We start from the raw sequence: 14,094 nt of genomic DNA, 5'->3' as shown, positions 1-14,094 counted from the left end.
GGCGAGCTCCGGCGGTTCCGATTAGCCCGCGTCGGGGACGACGACCGTCAGCGAGGTCTCCTGGAGCACGAAGTCCAGCGCCTCGTACACCCGGCGGGCCGGGTTGCCCTCGGAGACCACCAGGGTCACGTCGGCGAGCCCGCGCTCGGCGGCGTCCCCGAGCGTCCGGCGCAGCAGGTCGGCGCCGAGGCCGCGGTAGCCGCGCTCCGGGTGGCGGAAGACGTCGGCGACCCAGGGCCGGCCGTCGCGGTCGGTGAGGACCAGCCCGGCGACCACGCGGTCCTCCGCGTCCACGGCGAGCACGCTGGACGGCAGCACCGGGCCGATGACCTTGCCCGCGAGCAGGGGGGCGAGCCGCTCGGCCACTACCCGGGCGTCCTCGCCCGGGTAGTGGTCGACATGGCCGGCGGGGAAGGCGGCCCGCCAGGACTCGTACAGCTCCTCGGGCGCGCGGTCGCAGGGCACCGCCCGCAGGCCCTCGCGCAGCGGCGCCCCGGCCCAGTCGGCGGGCGGGGGATCGGCGCGCAGGTCGCGGCGGAAGGTGTGGGCGTGCCGCAGCACCCGCGCGCCCTGCGCCACCAGCTCCCGGCCGAGCCCGGGAGTGCCGGAGACCACCCAGCCGGGCAGCTCGGCCCGGATGAACGCGGCGGCGTCCACCGACTCGTCCAGGACTTCCAGCAGGTCGGCCCACGGCCGGCCCTCCCGCTCGTCCAGCACGTAGCGCAGCACCGGCTCGCCGTCGGCACCCCGCCTGACCACCCAGTCCTCGGCCATGGCCCACCCCACAATCTCGCGGTCGGATCCCGCGGTCGTCCGTCGGCGGCCATGCTCACCGAGGGCCTGCCGTCCGGCAACCGGTTATTCCAGGCCGCCGGCGCGGAGTTCCCGGGCGGAGCTCCCGGCGTGGGGCCCGGCGTGGGCCCCCGTCGTGGGGTACCGGCGCGGCGTCACCGTCGTGGGACCGCCGACGCCGGTCTGCCGGTGCCGGTCGCCACACCCGGGCGGGCGCCCTCCGGGTCAGGCCACCACCGCGGCCCGGACGCAGAGCACGTCCGGCAGGTGGGAGACCAGCAGCGACCAGCTCTCGCCCTCGTCCCGGCTGCCGTACACGTCGCCGGTCCGGTTGCCGAAGTAGATCCCGGCCGGGTCGGCGTCGTCGGTGCGCAGGGCGTCGCGCAGCACGATGCCGTAGTGGTCCTCGCCGGGCAGGCCCTGGGCGAGCTGCTGCCAGCTGGTGCCGCCGTCGGTGGTGCGGAAGACCCGGCAGCGGCGGCCGGGCGGGATGCGGTCGTCCGAGCCGCCGAGCGGGAAGAGGTAGGCGGTGTCCGCCCGGCGCGGGTGGGCGGCCACGGCGAAGCCGAACTCCGCGGGCAGCCCGTCCACGATCGAGTGCCAGCTGCCGCCCCAGTCGTCGCTGCGGTAGACGCCGCCGTGGTTCTGGAGGTAGAGCCGGTCCGGGTGGACCGGGTCCGCGGCGATCTTGTGCACGCACTGGCCGAACTCGGGGTACTGGCTCTCCTCCGGGAAGAACTCGGCGCGCAGGCCGGTGTTGGAGGGCTGCCAGCTGTCGCCGCCGTCCTTGCTGCGGTAGACGCCGCCGCTGGAGACGGCGATCAGCAGCCGCTGCGGGTCCCGCGGGTCGGTCAGGATGGTGTGCAGGCCCTGGCCGCCGTAACCGGCTCCCCACTGCGGCCGCTGGGGGTGGTTCCAGAGCGGCTCGACCAGCGCGAAGGTCTCGCCGCCGTCGGTGGAGCGGAACAGCGCGGCCGGCTCGGTGCCCGCGTAGACGACGCCGGGGGCCTCCGCGCCGGCGGGCTGGAGCTGCCAGACCCGGGTGAGCGAGGCGCCCGTGGACTCCGGGAAGCGGATGGCCGGCTGCGGCGGCTCGAACCAGCTCTCACCCAGGTCGTCGGAGCGCCAGATCGAGGGCCCCCAGTGGCTGCTGTCGGCGCCGACCAGCACTCTGGTCCGGCCGTCGCGGCGGTCGATCGAGACGGAGTAGATCGCGTTCATCGGGAAGTGCGGCCCGCTGAACTCCCACGTCAGCCGGTCGCGGCTGCGGCCGAGGAAGAGGCCCTTCTCGGTTCCGACCGCCAACAGCACCTCGGACATGCCACACACCACCTGGTCACGAGTACGGCCCCCCGGGACGCCCCCGACTGCCAGTGTCCCGCCGTCCACCGGTGGTCACATCTCGCCGCGCCGGTCACCCGGGAGGCCGACATCCGTTCGAGGGGCCGCCCGTTCGTGGCCGGGGGCCGCCCGTGCTGGTCGCGGGGCCGCCCCCGTTCGGGGTCAGCCCCGGCAGTCCTCCAGCAGCCGCAGCCAGACCTCGCTGATCGTCGGGTACGCGGGCACCGCGTGCCAGAGCCGGTCGATCGGGACCTCGCCGACCACCGCGACGGTGGCCGAGTGCAGCAGCTCGGCCACCCCGGGGCCGACCAGGCAGGCGCCGACGATCAACTGCCGGTCCAGGTCGAAGACCACCCTGGCCCGGCCGCGGTAGTCGTCACCGTAGAGCGAGGCACCGGCGACGGAGCCGATCTCGTGGTCGACGGTCTTCACCCGTAGCCCGGCCTCCTCGGCGGCGGCCCGGGTCAGACCGACGGCGGCGACCTCGGGCTGGGTGAACACCACCTGGGGCGCGCCCGCGAGGTCGGCGGACGCGGCGTGCGCGCCCCAGCGCGAGGTGTCCAGCGGGCGTCCCTGGGCGCGGGCGGCGATCGCGGCACCGGTGATCCGGGCCTGGTACTTGCCCTGGTGGGTGAGCAGCGCCCGGTGGTTGACGTCCCCGGCGGCGTAGAGCCACTCGCCGCCCTCGCCGTCCGCCCCGTCCACGTTGAGCACCGTGCAGCTGTCGTCCACCTCCAGCCAGTCGCCAGGCTTCAGGCCGACCTGCTCCAGCCCGATGTCGGCGGTGCGCGGTGCCCGGCCGGTCGCGTACAGCACCTCGTCGACGGTCAGCGTCCCGCCGTCGTCGAGGGTGAGGGTCACCGGCCCGGAGCCGTCCGCCCGCTCCAGCGCGGTGACCTCGGTGCCGAAGCGGAGGTCCACTCCGGCAGCCCGCAGGCCCTCCGCGACCAGCTCGCCCGCGAACGGCTCCATCCGCGGCAGCAGCCCGTCGCCGCGCACCAGCAGCACCACCTCGGAGCCGAGCGCCCGCCAGGCGGCGGCCATCTCCACCCCGACCACCCCGCCGCCGACCACCGCCAGCCGCCCGGGGACGGACTGCGAGCCGGTCGCCTCCCGGTTGGTCCACGGGTGGGCCTCGGCGAGCCCCGGCACGTGCGCGGGCAGGACCGGGCGGCTGCCGGTGCACACCGCGACGGCGTGCCGGGCGGTGAGCACCCGCTCGCTGCCGTCCTCGGCCTCCACCGTCACCGTCCGCACCCCGGCCAGCCGGCCGTGGCCGCGGACCAGCTCGATGCCGGTGTCCCGCAGCCACTGCACCTGGCCGTCGTCCTGCCAGTCGGAGGCGAAGGAGTTCCGCCGGGCGAGCACCGCGGCCGGGTCCAGCCGCCGGTCGCCGACCGCCTCCCGGGAACCGGCCACCGCACGGGCGTCGGCCAGCGCGGCCACCGGCCGCAGCAGCGCCTTGCTGGGCATGCAGGCCCAGTAGGAGCACTCGCCGCCGACCAGCTCGGCCTCCACGATCACGGTGCGCAGCCCGGCGGCGACCGTCCGGTCGGCCACGTTCTCGCCGGTCGGGCCGGCCCCCAGGACGATGACGTCGTACTCCTCGGCGGTGCTGGTCATGCCCGGTCCTCCGTCGTCTCGATGGCCGCCCCGGTCCGCGGGGCGGCGGTGGCGGGTGTGCGCTCGCGGTTGTCGTGCGGTCGGACGCGCCGGTCCGTGGCCGGCCCGCCGGTCGGTCCGCCCGCCGGGGCGGCCCTCCGGGAGCTCGGGCCGCGGCCGCCGTCGTACCCGTACCCGTACCCGAGCCCGAACCGGGCCGCCTGCCGCGGCCACTTCTCCCGCTCGGGGCGCAGCCGCGGGGTGACCACGGTGCGGGAGCCGGGCGGGGTGCCCGGCCGGGCGGGCCGCCCCGCACCGCCGTCCGGCCGGAACTCCGGTCCGGAGTCCGGCGGTTCGGTACGGCTGGGCTGCTCGCGCACGGGTGCTCGCTCTTCGCTCGGGTACGGCGTGGGCCCCATCCTGCCGGTCCGGGCGTGCTCGCGCGACGGACGGACACGCCGAGGGCGCCGTCGGAACACCGCCGGACGCGGACGGGACAGTCCCGGGGCCCGGCGGCGGCCGGGAGCGGCGGCCGGCGACGGCGGCCCGAGCGGCGGCGGCCCGAGCGGCGGACGCGCCACCGGACGGACCGCCGGGCTCAGAGCGCGGCGAGCTCCGCCAGCACCGCCGCCGTATCGGCCGGGCGGGAGAACATCGGCCAGTGCCCGGTGGGCAGTTCGCGCAGCTCCCAGTTCGGCCCGGACATCCCGGCGAAGTACGGGTGCCCGGCGGCGATCAGCTCGCGCACCTGGGACAGCGGGAAGGAGCAGGAGACCAGCGCCTGCGGCAGCGCGGCCCCGGCACCGGTCAGCCGCAGCCGGTCCCGGTACACCCCGGCCGGGTGCGGGGTGGCGCGGGAGCGGACGCGTGCGAGGGTCGCCTCGTCCAGCCCCGCCACGCTCGCGCCGTGCTCCGCCAGGAACTCCCAGGACGGCATCGGCAGACGGCCGTCGACCACCGAGGCCTCGGCCGCCCGCTGGTAGTCGGGCTGCCAGACGTCGAAGAGCGCGGAGCCGTCGATCAGCGGGCCGCTGTCCAGGTAGACCACCCGGCGGATCCGCTCCGGCAGCCGGTCCGCGAGCCCGCCGACCGGGGCGCAGGCGCCGCTGTGCGCGACCACGACGACGTCCGACAGGTCCTCCCGGACCAGCAGCCCGGCGAGGTCGGCGATGTGGTCCTCCAGCCCGAACTCACCTTTCTCGACCGCCCGTTCGGCCACTCCGGGCAGGCTGACGGCGTACACCCGGTGGCCGTCCGCGCGCAGCGCTTCGGCGACCTCGTCCCAGGCCCAGGCCCCGATCCAGAAACCGGGGACCAGTACGAACGTGCTCATGGCGGATCACTCCATTCGTCGGTGGGGATGTCGCGGAGGCCTCGGCGCGCCGGGGCGGGCCGAGCCGGCGGGCCCGGTCGAGCCCCGGCAGGCGTCGACGGCCTCGACGGGCCCGCGGAGGGCATCGCCCCGGTGGGGCCTCCTTCACCGCCGACTCTAGGATCGGATCCGGACAGAAGTCGCCCGGATTTCTCCCGCGTCGCCGCCGGGCGCCCGGAAGGACGTCAGGAAACGGCACGGACGCGGCACGGAGAGCGGCACGGACGCGGCACGGAGAGCGGGCGCGGGCCGGTACGGAAAGCGGCGCGGAGACGGAAAGGAGCGCACGGTGGAGCACCCGGTCAGCCGCGTCCTCGCCCTGCTGGAACTGCTCCAGGACCGCCCCGGCCTGACCGGCGCCGAACTGGCCGCCCGGCTGGACGTGGACGAGCGCACCGTCCGCCGCTACGCCGCCCGGCTGGCCGAACTCGGCATCCCCGTCCAGGCCGACCGCGGCCGCTACGGGGGCTACCGCCTGCGGCCCGGCTACCGGCTGCCGCCGCTGATGCTCAACCCGGACGAGGCCGCCTCCGTGGTGCTCGGCCTGCTGGCCGGCCGCAGCTCCGGCCTGTCGGTGGGGGAGGGCGCCACCGAAACCGCCCTCGCCAAGATCCAGCGGGTCCTGCCGCCGCCGCTGCGCGAACGCGTCTCCGCCGTCGAACAGACCCTCGGCCTCACCGCCCTCCCCGCCACCGGACCCGGCCCGGCCGCCGCCGCGCTGTTCACCCTGGCCGAGGCGGCCCGCCGGCGGCGCCGGGTGCGGCTCTCCTACCGGGACCGTGAGGACCGGCCCAGCGAGCGCGAGTTCGACCCGTACGGGCTGGTCTTCCACTCCGGGCGCTGGTACACCACCGGGCTCGACCACCGCAGCGGCGCGCCGCGCACCTTCCGGCTGGACCGGATCACCCGGGTCGAGCGGGGCGAGACCGGCTTCGAACCGCCCGAGGACTTCGACCCGGTCCAGCGGGTGGTGGAGTCACTGGCCGAGGTGCCCTGGCGGCACCGGGTCGAGGTGGAGCTGGAGACCACCCTCGCCGAGGCCCGCCGCCGGCTGCCGCCCGCCGTCGGCACGCTGACCGGACTCGCCGAGGACCGGGTGCTGCTGCGGGCCCGGGCGCAGAACCTGGACGGCGTCGCGGTGCTGCTGGCCGGGCTGGGATGGCCGTTCACCGTCCGGGAGCCCGCCGCGCTGCGCGCCGAGGTACGGGCGCTCGCGGCCCGGCTCGCCGCCTGGGGCGCCGACCCCGGCTGACAGCCGAGGAGCCCGGGCGCGGCGGCCACGCGCGGGGGCCGACAGGAGGGCCGGGAACGGCGAGGGCCCGGGGAGACCATGCTCCCCGGGCCCTCGGACGTCCGGATCAGGCCTGGCCGCCGGCCGCCTGCTCCTCGGCGACCTTGCGCTTCACCTCGGCCATGTCCAGGCCGCGGGCCTGGCCGATCAGGTCCTCGAACACCGCCTCCGGCAGCGCTCCGGGCTGCGAGAAGACGAGCACGCCCTCACGGATGATCGCCAGTGTCGGGATCGACTGGATGTCGAACGCGGCGGCCAGCTCCTGCTGCGCCTCGGTGTCCACCTTGGCGAAGACCAGGTCCGAGTGGCGCTCGGCCGCCTTCTCGTACACCGGGGCGAACTGGCGGCACGGCCCGCACCACCCGGCCCAGAAGTCGATGAAGACGAAGTCCTTGCCCTCCGGGCCCGGGACGATCTCGTCGAAGTTCTCCTTGGTCAGCTCGACCGTGCTGCTCATCTCGCGCTTCCTTCCCTTCCGGAGGTGGCGGTCCGGGCCGGTTCGGGCCTGGTGCCCGCCACAACGGCCCCGGTCGGCGGGGTATTCCGGCCGGGGCGCCGGTAACCCCGGCGTCCGGGACTGAGCAGCCGGCGGCCGCCGCCCGTACAGGAGGGTGTCCGGTCCGTCCCGATCCATTCCCCCGTGCGGGAGGCACCCCATGCGCAGCACACTCCGCACCCGTCGGACCGCCGTGCTGGCCGCGTCCGGCATCGCGGCGGCCGCCCTGATCGCCGGCTGCGGATCGTCCGGCGGCTCCTCGGGTCCGTCGAGCAGGCCGAGCGCCCCGGCGGGCGTCACCCTGCAGACCGCCCAGGACCCGAAGCTGGGCACGATCGTCACCGACGGCGCCGGCTTCACGCTCTACCGCTTCGACCAGGACCGCAACAGCCCGCCGGAGTCCTCCTGCAACGGGAGCTGCGCCGTGGTCTGGCCGCCCGAGCACGCCGACGGCGACGTCACGGTGAAGGGCATCGACAGCAAGCTGGTCGGCACCGTCACCCGTGCCGACGGCACCGAACAGGTCACCCTCGACGGCTGGCCGGCGTACCGCTACTCGCCGGACACCAAGCCCGGCGACACCAAGGGCCAGGGCGTCGGCGGCACCTGGTTCGCGCTGACCCCGGGCGGCGACAGGGCGGGCACCCCGGGCGGCTCCACACCGAGCCCGGCGGGCCCCGGCAACCCGATGCCCGGTGCCCCCGCGCCCGGCAGCCCGATGCCCGGCACCCCGGGCTACTGACCGGTTCCGACCGCCCTCGACCAGGAGGCCCGGGTGCGCAACGATGATGTGGTGACCGAGGAGCACCCCGTCGGCCGCTCCGACCGCTCCGGCGGCCACGGCGCGGGGGCGCCGGACGAGGACCTGATGCGCGCCCTCTACCGGGAGCACGCCGGTCCGCTGTTCGGCTTCGTGCTCCACCTGGTCGCCGGGGACCGGCAGCGGGCCGAGGACGTCGTGCAGGAGACGCTGGTCCGCGCCTGGCGCAACATCCACCGCCTCGACCCGGAGGGCGGCTCGCTGCGGCCCTGGCTGGTCACGGTCGCTCGGCGGATCGTGATCGACGGCCACCGCAGCGCCCTGGCCCGGCCGCGCGAGGTGGACGCCTCGGCGCTGGAGCAGCTGCCCGCCGAGGACGAGACCGACCGGGCGCTGCGGATGATGTCCGTCGCGGACGCGCTCGGCGACCTCTCGCCCGCCCACCGGGAGATCATCGTCGAGACCTACCTGAAGGGCCGCACGGCCAACGAGGCGGCCGCCGAACTCGGCATCCCGGCCGGGACGGTGCGCTCGCGGGTGTTCTACGCGCTGCGCTCGCTCAGGCTCGCGCTGGAGGAACGGGGAGTGACATCGTGACCAAACACCCCGACCCCGATCCGGCCCCCGACCGGCTGCCCGACGGCCTGCCCGGCGCCGACGCCGTGCCGCCCGGCGACGCCGTCCCGGCCGGCGCCGCCCCCGGCGCACCTCGCCACGCCCCCGGCCCGGAACACGTCGACGCCGGCGCATACGTCCTCGGCCTGCTGGAGCCCGCCGAGCGCGCCGCCTTCGAACGGCACCTCGCCGACTGCCCGCAGTGCGCCGGTCAGGTGGCCCGACTCGGCCCGGTGGAGCCGCTGTTGGCCGAGTACGCGGCCACCGCGCGGGCGGCCGGAACGGACCCGGCCGGCCCCGACCCGCAACCGGATCCGCGACTGCTGGACCGGCTGGTCGCCGAGGTCGGCGCCACCCGGCGGCGGGGCCGGGTGCGGCGGCTGGTGCTCGCCCTGGCCGCGACCGTGATGGTGGCGGTCGGCCCCGCCGTCACCGCCGCCGTGCTCACCGCCGAGCAGACACCCGCCGTCGTCGCGGCCGCCCAGCAGTTCAGCGCCACCGACCCGGGCACCGGCGCGCACGCCACCGTCGGCGTGGACGGCGCCACCTGGGGAAGCCGGATCAGCCTGCAACTCGGCGGCGTCCAGGGCCCGTTGACCTGCCGGCTGGTCGCCGTCTCGCGCACCGGCGAGCAGCAGACCGTCACCACCTGGTCCGTCCCGGCAGGCGGCTACGGGAACGGGAACGGGAACGGAGGCGGGGACGGCACTGTGCGCACCACCGGCGGCACGGCGCTCCAGCCCGGGGACATCGATCACTTCGAGGTCCGGGTCCAGGACGGCGGCGCGCTACTGGTCGCGATCCCGACCCACCACGCCTGACAGTGAGGATGTTCATGAGCGGTTCCCGGGCAGGTCTGACCCGACGCCTGACTGATCTCGGGCCCTCAACGGGAGCTGTCGGCCTCGTGGCGCAGTAGCAGCACAGCTCGGCGTGGCCGCTGCCGGTTGGGAGCCGCACCGACGGGCCCTGCTCCCCGCAGACCGGGCAGCCCGGCAGCTCGACGCCGTCCCCCAGGGCGTTTCTGCCGCCGGACGTAGCAGGGCAGCCGCAGCCGCGGGTGCGGGTGCGGGAACGGGTCGTGCTGCCCGGCCGCGTCCGGCGAGCCCCAGCTGCGCCGGTGCCACCAGGCCGTCGCCGACAGCTGCCGCCGCCCTTCCCGCTTCTCCGCCCGGCGCCGCGTCCGGTACTCCTCGGCCCGGGCCCGCCACAGCTCGCGCGCCTCGTGCGGTTCGTCCACCGCCCGGACCAGCGCTGGCGGGGAGCCACCCGCCTCGCCGTCCGCCACCCGCTCGCCCGGGCGGCTCCCGGCGCTCACCCCGCGTCGGCGGCGATCCGGGCCAGTACGCGCCCGCAGCGGCGGGCGAAGGCGCGTTGGGCGAGGGGGAGCAGCGGGCCGGCCAGCCGGGCGTACCAGGCGATGGGTCGGCTGAAGGCGGTGACGGAGAACCGGACGCCGCCGTCCGGTGCCAGCTCGACCAGGAAGGTCTCCTCGCCCTGGGCGAGGTGCCCGGCCCGGGTGCCGTAGGTGAAGCCGTACCGGTCCGGGCCGTCGACCACGGCCAGCACCCGGTTGGGGGCGCCGGCCCGCAGCGGGCCGAGGCCGATGGCGCAGTGGACGGCGACGTCCGGGGCGGCGCGGTCGGCCGCCGCGTCGATCCGGACGCCCGCGAGCCGGTGCATCCGCCATTCGAGCAGGGCGGCTCCGGCGGCCGCCAGGGCGGGCCGGCCGCGACCGATGAGCGCGCTGTGCCGCAGGTGGTTGTAGCCGACGGGCAGTTCGCCGGTGCGGCTGGCGCCCTGTTCGGGGTAGCTGTAGTCGTTCATCGGGCGGCCTCCCGGGCCTCGGTCGGGGTGGTGGTGACCCGCTCGGCGCCGGCACGGCCGGCGGTTGCCCGGTCGGCGCCGGTACGGCCGGCGGCGATCCGGCGCCAGGCGAGCAGGGCGCAGAGCGCGAAGCCGAGCGCGTTGCCGACGCCGTGGGTGGCGGCCATCCAGGTCAGGGTGGGGTGGGGGAGTCCGGCGGCCCGGCCGAGGGCCCACCACAGGGCGAGCACCATGGTGAGCGCGAGGACGGCCGAGGAGACGGCGAGCAGTCGGGCGGTGGCCCGGTCGCCGCCGCGGGGGCGCAGTTCGCGCCAGGTGACCAGGCCGACCAGCCACATCCCGGCGCTCAGTACGGCGGCCCCGGCGAACTGCCACCAGTTGCCGAGGAAGTACCCGGCCAGCACCAGCAGGGTGCCCGCGGGGACGCTGAGCGCCGCGCAGCGGGCCGCGCCGGAACCGGGGCGGACGGTGCGGCAGACGAGTCCGGCGACCAGGGCGGCGGTGAACCCGGCGTAGTGGAAGTGCGGGACGGTGAGCGCCAGGATGTGCGGCTCGAAGCCGAACAGCGGGTAGCCGGAGCGCTCGGCGACCAGGGCGACCCCGGCCACCGAGGGTGCGGCGAGCGCGGTGAGCACCGCGACCTCGGCGGGCGCGAGCGAACGGCTGCGGGCCAGCCGCAGCGGCGCGTGCAGGGCGATCGCCAGGGTGCCGAGCGCGTAGAGCACGGCGCTGCCGGTGGCCAGGCCGCCGCGGGGCAGCCAGAGCGAGAGCGCGCCGGGTACCGCGGCGATCGGCCAGAACCGGTGGACCCGGGCGAGCCCGGGCTCGTCGATCAGGGCGAGGCCGAGTGGGACGACGGCACCCATGCCGAGCAGGATCAGCAGGTCGACCAGTTCCGTGGTGCCCTTGCCCATGGTGGGCGCACTCCCTTGAACGCGTTCAAATGACTTGCGCCGCCGACTCTACGCGGCTGAGTTGAACGCGTTCAACCCGCCCCCCGGGTACCGGCCCCGGAGCCGTCCGGGTCGGCTGGCCTGGTGTTCACGGTGGGTGCGGCGCACCCTGGAGGAGTAACCGATGGAGGTGATCCGCCATGCAGACTCTGGTCGGTTGGCACATCGAGATGGAGTTCCGCGAAGACGGCCCGCGGACCAGCGCCGCCGCACTGCTGCGGCTCGGCGACGGGACCGAACTGCGCGCCCACGGCTACAGCAGCCGCCACCCCTCCGACCCGGAGCAGCTGAGGGTCGGCGAGGAGATCGCGGGGGCCCGCGCGCTCAACGAGCTCGCCTCGCAGCTGCTCACCAAGGCCCACGGCGAGATCCAGGAGGTCAGTCCGGTCCCGACCCACCCGCTGTCCTGACTTCCCCACGGTCGGTCGGCGGTCGGTCGGCGGTCGGTCGGCGGTCGCTCGGCAGCCGGTCGGCGACGGGTCAGTGCTCGCTCGCCGGTCGGACGGTGACCCGGGAGACGGAAGCGGTCCTGAGGACGGCCCCGGAGGCGCCGAGCGCCGGGGTCGCCACTCCCGGAGGCCCGGCGCGCGAAGTGAAGTGACGGTGCGTCAGTTCGTGTAGTAGCCGGTCGGCGGCTGCCATTCCGGCCCGACCAGCCGCTGTTCCAGTTCGCTCAGCGTGATCCGGATCCCGACCGTCCCCGCCAGCCCCACCCGGAACCGGCTGCGGGCCAGCGCGATCAGCGCCGTCAGGCCGTACTTGTTGATCAGCGAGGTGCGGTAGCGGGCGGTGTCGTCGGCGTCGCAGAGCCGTGCCCGGGCCGGGACCCGGCGGCCGGTGGGGCGCCCGCGGGCGTCGCAGGGGCCGATCAGTACCCGGGGGTGGCGGCGGATCCGTTCGGCCTCGCCGGAGTGGGCCGGGGCCCAGACCCCGAGGGCCGTGCCGTCGGGCACCACCCAGAGCTGCGAGTCCATGCGGCCGCCGTTTTCGTCGAAGGTGGTGAGCAGGAGGTACCTGCTGTCGGCGAGCCCGTCGGTTCGGTGGTGCACCTGTCCTCCCTGTGCCGTCGGGGGGTGCGGGTGAGCCCGCCCGCGGGGCGGGCCACTCCATTCTCGTCGACCGCGGCGGCCGGTTCGAGGGGGCGGGGCTGTTCGTGCGCCGGAGCCGGGCGCAGGCCCGGACGCCACTCGGGTCCGGAGACCACGCGGGCCCGGAGACCACGCAGGCCCGAAAACCACGCAGGCCCGGAGACCACGCAGGCCCGGAAACGGCGAGCGGCCCGCCCGGTGTCGTGGAGGACACCGGACGGGCCGCGTACGCACCCGAGCAACCCCTGGGCGTCAGTGCACCAGCACCGGCACCTCGTTCTCCTTCGCCGCGCCCGTGTCCGAGCCCGCCGCGGCACCCGGCCGGCCGGCGTTGACGAAGGTGAAGGCGACCGCGGCGGCCGCCACCAGGATCCCGAAGGACACCCAGATCGCGGTGGAGAAGCCGTGCACCATGCCCTGGAACTGGAGCGCCTTGGCGGCCTCCGGCGAGGTGGCCGCCGCGGTGGCGTGCGAGGCCAGCCAGCCGGTGGTCGCGCTGGCCGCGATGGTGTTCAGCAGCGCGGTGCCGATGGCGCCGCCGACCTGCTGCGAGGTGTTGACCATCGCCGAGGCCACCCCCGCGTCGCGCGGCTGGACGCCGTGCGTGGCGAGGCTCATGGCCGGCATGAACGCGGTGCCCATGCCGAGGCCCATCAGGACCAGGCCGGGCAGGATCAGCGCCGGGTAGGAGGTGTCCACGCCGATGTGGGCCAGCAGGAACATGCCGACCGAGGCGGTCAGGAAGCCGGGCGCCATCAGGTAGCGGGCCGGGACCCGGGTCATCAGCCGGGCGCCGATCTGGGTCGAGCCGGTGATCATGCCCGCCACCATCGGCAGGAAGGCGACGCCGGTCAGCACCGGGCTGTAGCCGAGCACGATCTGCAGGTAGTAGGTCAGGAAGAGGAACAGACCGAACATGCCGATCACGGCCATGCCCAGCGACAGGTACACCCCGCCGCGGTTGCGGTCGAGCACCACGCGCAGCGGCAGCAGCGGGGCCTTGACCCGGCGCTCCACCAGCACGAAGGCGGTCAGCAGCACGGCGGCCGCGACGAACAGCCCCACGGTGCTGGCGGACGACCAGCCGTCGGACTCGGCGCGGGTGAAGGCGTAGACCAGCGAGACCAGGCCGGCGGTCACCAGCAGCACGCCGGGGACGTCCAGCTTGTTGCGGTTGCGGCCCTCGGCGGGCTCGCGGATCACCATGACGGCGCCGACGGCGGCCACGATCGCGAACGGGATGTTGACGAAGAAGGTCCAGCGCCAGTTCATGTACTCGGTGAGCAGGCCGCCGAGGATCAGACCGATGGCGCCGCCGCCACCGGCGATCGCACCGTAGATGCCGAAGGCCTTGGCGCGCTCCCTGGCCTCGGTGAAGGTCACCGCGAGCAGCGACAGCGCGGCCGGCGCGAGCAGCGCACCGAACACGCCCTGCAGGGCACGGGCGCCGAGCAGCATCGCGGTGTTGGCCGCGGCGCCGCCGAGCGCGGAGGCGAGGGCGAAGCCGGTCAGGCCGACGATGAAGGTCCGCTTGCGGCCCCACAGGTCCGCGATCCGGCCGCCGAACAGCAGCAGTCCGCCGAAGGCCAGCGCGTAGGCGGTGATCACCCACTGGCGGTTGCCGTCGGAGATGCCCAGGTCCTGCTGCGCGGACGGCAGGGCGATGTTCACGATGGTCGCGTCGAGGACGACCATCAGCTGGGCGAGGCCGATGAATATCAGCGCCTTCCAGCGCCGGGGATCGGGCAGCGTCGCCGGTCGGGCGTCGGTTTGAGGCATGGGGGTACTCACTTCACGGTGCGTGTGGTGTGCGTGAACGGTCGAGCGCCGTACGGGGACACGGCTGGTCGCCGTACGGGAAGGTGCGGTGTCAGGGCGCGCCGGGGCGCGGCAGGGCGCCGCCGGGCGGTCGGTACTGGTGGTCGGTGCTGGTGCTGGTGCTGGTGCTGGGTGCCGG

15 protein-coding genes are annotated in these 14,094 nt (G+C 75.7%); 5 read left to right on the top strand and 10 right to left on the bottom strand.

Annotation, left to right across the window (positions count from 1 at the left end; genetic code table 11):
• Nucleotides 1–21: 21 nt before the first annotated feature.
• The 5 genes from ACIQI7_RS30455 to ACIQI7_RS30435 all read right to left on the bottom strand — a co-directional run bounded on the left by ACIQI7_RS30455 (nucleotide 22) and on the right by ACIQI7_RS30435 (nucleotide 5,068).
• Nucleotides 22–774 (bottom strand): GNAT family N-acetyltransferase, encoded by a 753-nt coding sequence (locus ACIQI7_RS30455; RefSeq protein WP_401116205.1) that lies wholly within the window; start codon nucleotides 772–774, stop codon nucleotides 22–24.
• A 243-nt stretch (nucleotides 775–1,017) separates the two neighbouring features.
• The gene (locus tag ACIQI7_RS30450) at nucleotides 1,018–2,112 is read right to left on the bottom strand and encodes a WD40/YVTN/BNR-like repeat-containing protein (RefSeq protein WP_401116202.1); all 1,095 of its coding nucleotides are present in this window, start codon (nucleotides 2,110–2,112) and stop codon (nucleotides 1,018–1,020) included.
• Nucleotides 2,113–2,295: 183 nt separating this feature from the next.
• Nucleotides 2,296–3,756, bottom strand: a complete 1,461-nt coding sequence (locus ACIQI7_RS30445; RefSeq protein WP_401116199.1) for a dihydrolipoyl dehydrogenase family protein — start codon at nucleotides 3,754–3,756, stop codon at nucleotides 2,296–2,298.
• Nucleotides 3,753–4,115, bottom strand: coding sequence for a hypothetical protein (locus tag ACIQI7_RS30440; protein WP_401116196.1), 363 nt, complete (start codon nucleotides 4,113–4,115; stop codon nucleotides 3,753–3,755). Before ACIQI7_RS30440 ends, ACIQI7_RS30445 begins: the two co-directional genes overlap by 4 nt.
• Before the next feature lie 218 nt (nucleotides 4,116–4,333).
• The gene (locus tag ACIQI7_RS30435) at nucleotides 4,334–5,068 is read right to left on the bottom strand and encodes an alpha/beta fold hydrolase (protein WP_401116193.1); all 735 of its coding nucleotides are present in this window, start codon (nucleotides 5,066–5,068) and stop codon (nucleotides 4,334–4,336) included.
• 328 nt (nucleotides 5,069–5,396) lie between these two features.
• On the opposite strand from ACIQI7_RS30435, the gene ACIQI7_RS30430 reads away from it, so the two are divergent.
• Nucleotides 5,397–6,359, top strand: a complete 963-nt coding sequence (locus ACIQI7_RS30430) for a helix-turn-helix transcriptional regulator (RefSeq protein ID WP_401116190.1) — start codon at nucleotides 5,397–5,399, stop codon at nucleotides 6,357–6,359.
• 106 nt (nucleotides 6,360–6,465) lie between these two features.
• On the opposite strand, the gene ACIQI7_RS30425 is transcribed toward ACIQI7_RS30430, so the two are convergent.
• Nucleotides 6,466–6,855 carry a thioredoxin family protein gene (locus ACIQI7_RS30425; protein ID WP_387758269.1) on the bottom strand — a complete coding sequence of 130 codons (390 nt, stop codon included), beginning with the start codon at nucleotides 6,853–6,855 and terminating at the stop codon, nucleotides 6,466–6,468.
• 199 nt (nucleotides 6,856–7,054) lie between these two features.
• Here ACIQI7_RS30425 and ACIQI7_RS30420 point away from each other — a divergent pair, with 199 nt between their 5' ends.
• Genes ACIQI7_RS30420 through ACIQI7_RS30410 form a run of 3 tightly spaced genes read left to right on the top strand, consistent with a single transcriptional unit; the run spans nucleotide 7,055 to nucleotide 9,090 of the window.
• Nucleotides 7,055–7,636, top strand: coding sequence for a hypothetical protein (locus ACIQI7_RS30420; protein WP_401116185.1), 582 nt, complete (start codon nucleotides 7,055–7,057; stop codon nucleotides 7,634–7,636).
• Nucleotides 7,637–7,669: 33 nt separating this feature from the next.
• Nucleotides 7,670–8,251, top strand: a complete 582-nt coding sequence (locus ACIQI7_RS30415) for a sigma-70 family RNA polymerase sigma factor (protein ID WP_401116181.1) — start codon at nucleotides 7,670–7,672, stop codon at nucleotides 8,249–8,251.
• Nucleotides 8,248–9,090, top strand: coding sequence for a zf-HC2 domain-containing protein (locus tag ACIQI7_RS30410; protein WP_401116178.1), 843 nt, complete (start codon nucleotides 8,248–8,250; stop codon nucleotides 9,088–9,090). The genes ACIQI7_RS30415 and ACIQI7_RS30410 overlap by 4 nt, the downstream gene beginning before the upstream one ends.
• 493 nt (nucleotides 9,091–9,583) lie before the next feature.
• On the opposite strand, the gene ACIQI7_RS30405 is transcribed toward ACIQI7_RS30410, so the two are convergent.
• Together ACIQI7_RS30405 and ACIQI7_RS30400 are read right to left on the bottom strand one after the other, a co-directional pair.
• A complete protein-coding gene (locus tag ACIQI7_RS30405) occupies nucleotides 9,584–10,096 on the bottom strand; it encodes a DUF1990 family protein (protein ID WP_401116175.1) in 513 nt (170 codons plus the stop codon).
• A complete protein-coding gene (locus tag ACIQI7_RS30400) occupies nucleotides 10,093–11,010 on the bottom strand; it encodes a YndJ family protein (protein WP_401116172.1) in 918 nt (305 codons plus the stop codon). Before ACIQI7_RS30400 ends, ACIQI7_RS30405 begins: the two co-directional genes overlap by 4 nt.
• 179 nt (nucleotides 11,011–11,189) lie before the next feature.
• Between ACIQI7_RS30400 and ACIQI7_RS30395 the strand changes: the two genes are divergently transcribed.
• Nucleotides 11,190–11,459, top strand: coding sequence for a DUF1876 domain-containing protein (locus ACIQI7_RS30395; RefSeq protein WP_387758283.1), 270 nt, complete (start codon nucleotides 11,190–11,192; stop codon nucleotides 11,457–11,459).
• Between the two features lie 198 nt (nucleotides 11,460–11,657).
• Here the strand turns inward: ACIQI7_RS30395 and ACIQI7_RS30390 are convergent, their stop codons facing one another.
• Nucleotides 11,658–12,098, bottom strand: coding sequence for a PPOX class F420-dependent oxidoreductase (locus ACIQI7_RS30390; RefSeq protein ID WP_401116169.1), 441 nt, complete (start codon nucleotides 12,096–12,098; stop codon nucleotides 11,658–11,660).
• Between the two features lie 291 nt (nucleotides 12,099–12,389).
• Complete coding sequence (locus ACIQI7_RS30385) at nucleotides 12,390–13,916, bottom strand: MFS transporter (protein ID WP_401116166.1); 1,527 nt, start codon at nucleotides 13,914–13,916, stop codon at nucleotides 12,390–12,392.
• Nucleotides 13,917–14,094: the final 178 nt, after the last annotated feature.

It is taken from the genome of Kitasatospora sp. NPDC092039 (assembly GCF_044756065.1).
Lineage (GTDB): Bacteria > Actinomycetota > Actinomycetes > Streptomycetales > Streptomycetaceae > Kitasatospora.
Note: the sequence above shows the minus strand (reverse complement) of the source record. Positions and strands in the feature narration are given on the sequence as shown.